Raw genomic sequence first — 5685 nt, 5'->3', positions numbered from 1 at the left:
GCCATGAGGACCCAGCCGATGCCGGTGGCGGTGCCCCGGGCGGCGGCGACGGCGACCGCGGCGGCGACCGCCGCGGCCATCGCGGCCGCGGACAGGAGGTTCCCGCGCCTGGCGGTCGCCGGCGAGTTCATCAGCCGCAGGCCGAGGACGAAGCAGACGGCCGCTCCCAGCAGCACGTAGCGGGCGGCGGTGTCGACGTTCACGGCTTCGGTTCCTTCCCGGTCGGGCGGGCCGGGGCCCGGAACATGTGGAGCATCCGGTCGGTGACGGCGTAGCCGCCGACGACGTTGGCCGCGCCGAAGGCGACCGCGGCGAGCGCGATCGCGGAGCCGAGCGGGTCGTTCGCCTCGGCCGCGGCGAGGATCGCGCCGACGAGGACGATGCCGTGGACGGCGTTGGTCGCCGACATCAGCGGCGTGTGCAGCGTGGCCGGGACGCGGCTGATGACCTCGATCCCGACCAGCAGCGCGAGGGTGAAGACGGTGACCGCGGTGAGGACGCCGGTGCTCATGCCGCCGCTCCTTCCGGCTGGAGCCGTTCGGCGACGGCGGGGTCGAGGATCTCGCCGCCGTGGGCGACGAGGACGGCCCGCTGGATCTCGTCGCCGGGGTCGATGACCGGCCGGCCCTCGGGGGCGAGGTGGTGGAGCATCGCGGTGACGTTGCGGGCGTAGGCGGTCGAGGCGGCGGGTGCCATCTCGGACGGCAGGTTCGGGGCGCCGATGAGGGTGACCCCCGGGACCGGTTCGACGGACTCGTCGGGCTCGGAACCGGAGATGTTCCCGCCGAGGGGTCCGGCGGCCAGGTCGACCAGGACCGATCCGGGCCGCATGCCGCCGATCGCCTCCTGCGTGACCAGGAGCGGCGCCGGGCCGCCGGGGACCTGCGCGGTGGTGACGACGATGTCGAAGCGGCCGATCGCGTCGGCGAGGCGGTCGCGCTGCCGCCGCGCCTCGTCGTCGGTGAGCGCCCGCGCGTAGCCGCCTTCGCCGGCGGCGTCGACGCCGAGGTCCAGAGGGGACGCGCCGAGCGAGGCGGCTTCGGCGACCGCTTCGGGACGGACGTCGAACGCCGAGACGGCCGCTCCGAGGCGGCGGGCGGTCGCCACGGCGGCCAGTCCGGCGACGCCGCAGCCGAGCACGAGGACCGCGGCGGGCCGGACCGTGCCGGTCGCCGTGGTCAGCATCGGCAGGAAGCCGCGGTAGGCGTGGGCCGCGACGAGCACGGCGCGGTAGCCCGCGACGTTCGCCTGGGAGGTGAGCGCGTCCATGGCCTGGGCGCGCGAGAGGGTGCGGGGCAGCCGGTCGAGGCTGACGGCGGTGACGCCGCGGCGGGCCCAGTCGCGGACGCGGCGGTGGCGCCGCAGCGGCTGGAGCATCCCGAGGAGCACCTGGCCTGCGCGCAGCGGCACCGGCCCGTCCTCGGGCGGCGGGTCGACGCAGACGAGCACGTCGCAGCGGCGCCGCAGCTCGTCCGGTCCCGCCATCGCGGCTCCGGCGTCGTGGTACTCGGCGTCGCCGAACCCGGCGCGGGCGCCGGCCCCTTGCTCGACCACGACGTCGAACCCGGCCTCGATCAGGCCCGGGACGGCGCCGGGGACCAGGGCGACGCGGTGCTCTCCGGGGGCGTGCTCCTTGAGGACGCCCACGGCGGTCCGTTCGATCATGACTCCTCCTCGGCGGTTCAGGGGGCGCCCGGGCGGCGGGACCGTCGCGGGCGCCCTGCGGGTCCGGGTTCAGAACTCGATGACGAGCCGGGCCCGGACCCGCCCGGCCAGGACGGCGGCGAAGTCGTCGTTGACCGTCTCCAGCCGGCGCGACTCGGCGACGACCCCGGTGCGGCCGGCGGCGTGCAGCGCGAAGACCTCGGCCAGGTCCGCCCTGGTGCCGACGATCGACCCGATGACGGAGATCCCCTGGAGGACCGTCTCGAAGATCGGGACCTCCAGCTTCGCGGCGTCGCCGGGCAGGGCGACCATGACGAGTCGGCCGCCGCGGTTCAGGGACCGGTACGCCTGGTCGAACACCTGGGGCGAGGCGGCCAGGACGATCGCGACGTCGGCGCCGCCGGCCCGCTTGATCGCCTCGACGGCGTCCTCCTCGCGGGCGTCGACGGTCTGGTCGGCTCCGAGCTCGCGGGCGAGTTCGAGTTTGGACGGTTCGATGTCGACGGCGGTGGTGACGCCGCCGACCAGGCGCGCGTACTGGAGCGCCAGGTGCCCCAGGCCGCCGATGCCGAAGACGGCGACGCGCTCCGAGGGGGTCACGCGCGCGACCTTGACCGCCTTGTAGGTGGTGACTCCGGCGCAGGTGAGCGGCGCGGCCTCGAAGCTCGACACGCCGTCGGGGACCTCGACCACGCCGTGCGCATAGGCGAGGGCGTACTCGGCGTACGCCCCGTCGACGCTGTAGCCGCTGTTGAGCTGGCTCTCGCACAGCGTCTCCCAGCCGGAGACGCAGTACCGGCAGTGCCCGCACGAGGTGCCGAGCCACGGGATCGCGACCCGCTTGCCCAGCAGCGCCGCCGGGGCGCCCTCGCCGACGCGCTCGACGACGCCGATGCCCTCGTGGCCCGGGATGAGCGGGAGCTTCGGCTTGACCGGCCAGTCCCCGTGCGCGGCATGGATGTCGGTGTGGCAGATGCCCGACGCCTCGATGCGCACGAGCAGCTGCCCGGCGCCCGGCTCGGGAACGGCGATCTCCCTGAGCTCCAGCGGAGCATCGAAACTGGTGACTACTGCGGCCTTCATGGCGGTGCCTCCTCGCGTTCTCTCGGCGCTTCCCACGCTATGGCCGGCCCGGACGCCCCCGAGAGGACCGAACGGCACCCGCTTCGGGGACGAACGTCCCCCACCGCGGGCCGGCGCACTCGTGCGGTCAGGTCGGCTCCTCGACCATGGCGATCGCCCCGGCCGGGCACTCGGCGGCGCAGATGCCGCAGCCCTTGCAGTGGTCGAGGTCGATCGCGAAGCCCCGGCCGGGGCCGAGCTTGACGACGGCGTTGTCGGGGCACATCCCGTAGCAGTTGTCGCACTCGAAGCAGTTGCCGCACGACAGGCAGCGCCGGGCCTCGAACAGCGCGGTGCCGGCGTCGAGGCCGCCGACGACCTCCTCGAAGCCGCCCGCCCGGCGGGCGGCCTCCAGGCGCGGCCGCACCCGGTGCGGGGCGTCGGCGTAGTACCAGGTGTTCAGGTCGGCGGGGGTCGCGACCGGCGGCGCGGCCGGCTCGGGGGCAGCGGCGGCGCCGAGCCACTCGTGGATGCGGCGCGCGGCGCGCTTCCCGTGTCCGATCGCGACGGTGACGGTCCGCTCCGAGGGGACCATGTCGCCGCCGGCGAAGACGCCGGGCGCGGCGGTCATGAAGTCGGCGCCGACCGCCACGGCCCCTTCGGTTTCGGGCAGGTCCTCGACCAGGCGCCGATCGACGTCCTGACCCACGGCCATGACGACCGCGTCGGCGGCGAGGGTCTCGAACTCGCCGGTGGGCCGCGGGAACCCGTCGTCGCCGAGCTCCATGCGCTCGACGGTGACCGAGTCGCCGTCGGCGGCGGCGATCGTCGACAGCCAGCGGATCCGGACGCCCTCGGCGAGCGCCTCCTCCACTTCGGACTCGTGCGCGGGCATCCGCTCCCGGTTGCGGCGGTAGACGATCAGCGCGTCCTCGGCGCCCAGCCGGCGGGCCGTGCGGGCGGCGTCGACGGCGGTGTTGCCGCCGCCGTAGACGACCACGCGGCGTCCGAGCCGGACCGGCTCGCCCTCGGCGACCGAGCGGAGCAGCGACAGCGCCTCCATGACCCGGGCGGAGTCGCCCGCGGGGATGTGGGCGCGCTTGGGGAGCTGCGCGCCGACGGCGAGGAAGACCGCGTCGCAGCCGGCGGACTCGACGTCGAGGTTGGTGACGAGGGTGCCCAGGTCGAAGCGGACGCCCATGCGCTCCAGCCGCGCGATCTCGGCGTCGAGGACCGCGCGGGGCAGCCGGTAGGCCGGGATGCCGTAGCGCATCATGCCGCCCGCCTGCTCCGCGGCATCGGCCACGGTGACCTCGTGGCCGAGCAGGCGCAGGTGGTAGGCGGCCGAGAGCCCGGCCGGGCCGGCGCCGACGACGAGGACCCGCCTCCCGGTCGGGGCGGCCTCGACCGGCACGGTCCAGCCCTCCTCGATCGCCTTGTCGCCGAGGAACCGCTCGACGGCGTTGATCCCCACCGCCTCGTCGAGTTCGCCTCGGTTGCAGGCGGTCTGGCACGGGTGGTAGCAGACGCGGCCCATGACCGCCGGGAACGGGTTGTCGGCCATGAGGGCGCGCCAGGCCCCCTCGTAGTCGCCGGTCTCGGCCCGGTAGAGCCAGCCCTGGACGCGCTCGCCGGCGGGGCAGGCGTGCTCGCACGGCGGTGTCAGGTCCCGGTAGACCGGGCGCTCGGTGCGCCAGGCGCCGGTGCGGTTGGCGAGGCTCGTCCCGGCCGCCAGCGTGATGGCGAAGGGGAGGGGGCGCCGGTCGGCGGTCATGACTCCTCCTGGGGTTCGAGGCCGTACTCGGCGATGTTCGCGTCGGCGAGCGCCTGGAGGCGCGCGATCGCGGCGTCGTCGCGGGCGGGTGTGAACAGGTGCGCGTAGCGGCGCTGGGGCCGCAGGTACTCCTCCACCGGGACCGGCGGCCGCCGCAGCGGCGTGACGGCGGCGACCTCGCCGAAGCGGGCCTCGTAGAGCGGGAACAGGCCGGTCCCGACCGCGAGGCGGGCGAGCGCGATCGTCTCGTCGGAGCGGGTGCCCCAGCCCAGCGGGCACGGCACGAGCACGTGGAGGTAGCGCGCGCCGCGCACCTCCATGGCGGCGGCGACCTTCGCCTCCAGGTCGTGGAGGTCGGCGACCGTGGCGGTCGCGACGTAGGGGATGCGGTGGGCCCGGGCGATGCGCGCGGCGTCCTTGCCCTGCCCGAACGCGTTGCCGGGCGCGGGCCCGAGCGCGGGGGTGGTGGCGGTGCGCGCGGCGGGCGGCGTGGCCCCCGAGCGCTGCACGCCGGTGTTCATGTAGGCCTCGTTGTCGTAGCAGACGAACAGGACGTCGTCGTCGCGCTCGAACGTCCCCGAGAGCGCGCCGAATCCGATGTCGACGGTGCCGCCGTCGCCGCCCTGCCCGAGCACCCGCGTCTGCGTGTCGCCTTTCGCCTTGAGCGCGTATGCGACACCGGAGGCCACGGAGGGCGCGTTGCCGAACAGCGAGTGCATCCACGGCACCTGCCAGGCGTTCTCGGGGAACGGCGAGGAGAAGACCTCCAGGCAGCCGGTGGCGTTGACGGTGATGAGGCGCCCGCCGGTCGCCCGCACGGCCGCGTCCTGCACGAAGCGGGCCCCGAGGGCCTCCCCGCACCCCCGGCAGGCGCGGTGGCCGCCGGTCAGGGCGTTGGGCCGGTCCTGCCGCGACTGGACGGTCCGGTCGCCGGGGTCCAGCAGCCGGTTCCCGACGGCGAAACTGCCGACCTGGTAGAACTTCGCCTTCGCGCTCATGACGGGCTCCCTGCGGCGGCGATGCGCCGCGTGTCGAGGTCGAGGAAGGACAGCGGCGGGAGTTCGCCGCGCTCGGCGGCGCCGATCACCGACTCCAGGCCGGCCCGGGTCACCGGGCGCCCGCCGAGACCGGCGACGACCGAGTGGACCGGCGGGCCGCCGGGGGCCGCGGCGCGGACCTCGGTG

General features: G+C 75.5%; 6 protein-coding genes and 1 pseudogene. All 7 read right to left on the bottom strand.

Translation table 11 applies throughout. From position 1 onward, the window contains the following. Nucleotides 1–203: NAD(P)(+) transhydrogenase (Re/Si-specific) subunit beta (locus DI269_RS14080; protein WP_198667429.1), on the bottom strand; the 203-nt coding region annotated here is incomplete at its 3' end. Continuing rightward, on the bottom strand, nucleotides 200–511 hold the full coding sequence (locus tag DI269_RS14075; protein ID WP_112136863.1) for an NAD(P) transhydrogenase subunit alpha: 312 nt from the start codon (nucleotides 509–511) through the stop codon (nucleotides 200–202). The genes DI269_RS14080 and DI269_RS14075, both read right to left, overlap by 4 nt. Further along, the gene (locus DI269_RS14070) at nucleotides 508–1665 is read right to left on the bottom strand and encodes an NAD(P) transhydrogenase subunit alpha (RefSeq protein ID WP_112136861.1); all 1158 of its coding nucleotides are present in this window, start codon (nucleotides 1663–1665) and stop codon (nucleotides 508–510) included. The genes DI269_RS14075 and DI269_RS14070 overlap by 4 nt, the downstream gene beginning before the upstream one ends. A gap of 69 nt (nucleotides 1666–1734) precedes the next feature. Then, entirely contained in the window at nucleotides 1735–2748 is a 1014-nt protein-coding gene (locus DI269_RS14065; RefSeq protein WP_112136859.1) for a zinc-dependent alcohol dehydrogenase, read from the bottom strand. A 127-nt stretch (nucleotides 2749–2875) separates the two neighbouring features. Beyond that, nucleotides 2876–4501 carry an NAD(P)-binding protein gene (locus tag DI269_RS14060; RefSeq protein WP_112136857.1) on the bottom strand — a complete coding sequence of 542 codons (1626 nt, stop codon included), beginning with the start codon at nucleotides 4499–4501 and terminating at the stop codon, nucleotides 2876–2878. Beyond that, nucleotides 4498–5499 carry a thiamine pyrophosphate-dependent enzyme gene (locus DI269_RS14055; protein WP_112136855.1) on the bottom strand — a complete coding sequence of 334 codons (1002 nt, stop codon included), beginning with the start codon at nucleotides 5497–5499 and terminating at the stop codon, nucleotides 4498–4500. Before DI269_RS14055 ends, DI269_RS14060 begins: the two co-directional genes overlap by 4 nt. After that, nucleotides 5496–5685: pseudogene (gene porA, locus DI269_RS14050) on the bottom strand (pyruvate ferredoxin oxidoreductase); the annotation flags it as partial. The gene DI269_RS14055 and the pseudogene porA, both read right to left, overlap by 4 nt.

Origin of the sequence: Glycomyces dulcitolivorans (assembly GCF_003265355.1) — a bacterium.
GTDB classification, from domain to species: domain Bacteria; phylum Actinomycetota; class Actinomycetes; order Mycobacteriales; family Micromonosporaceae; genus Glycomyces; species Glycomyces dulcitolivorans.
This window is presented reverse-complemented; position numbering and strand designations above follow the sequence as displayed.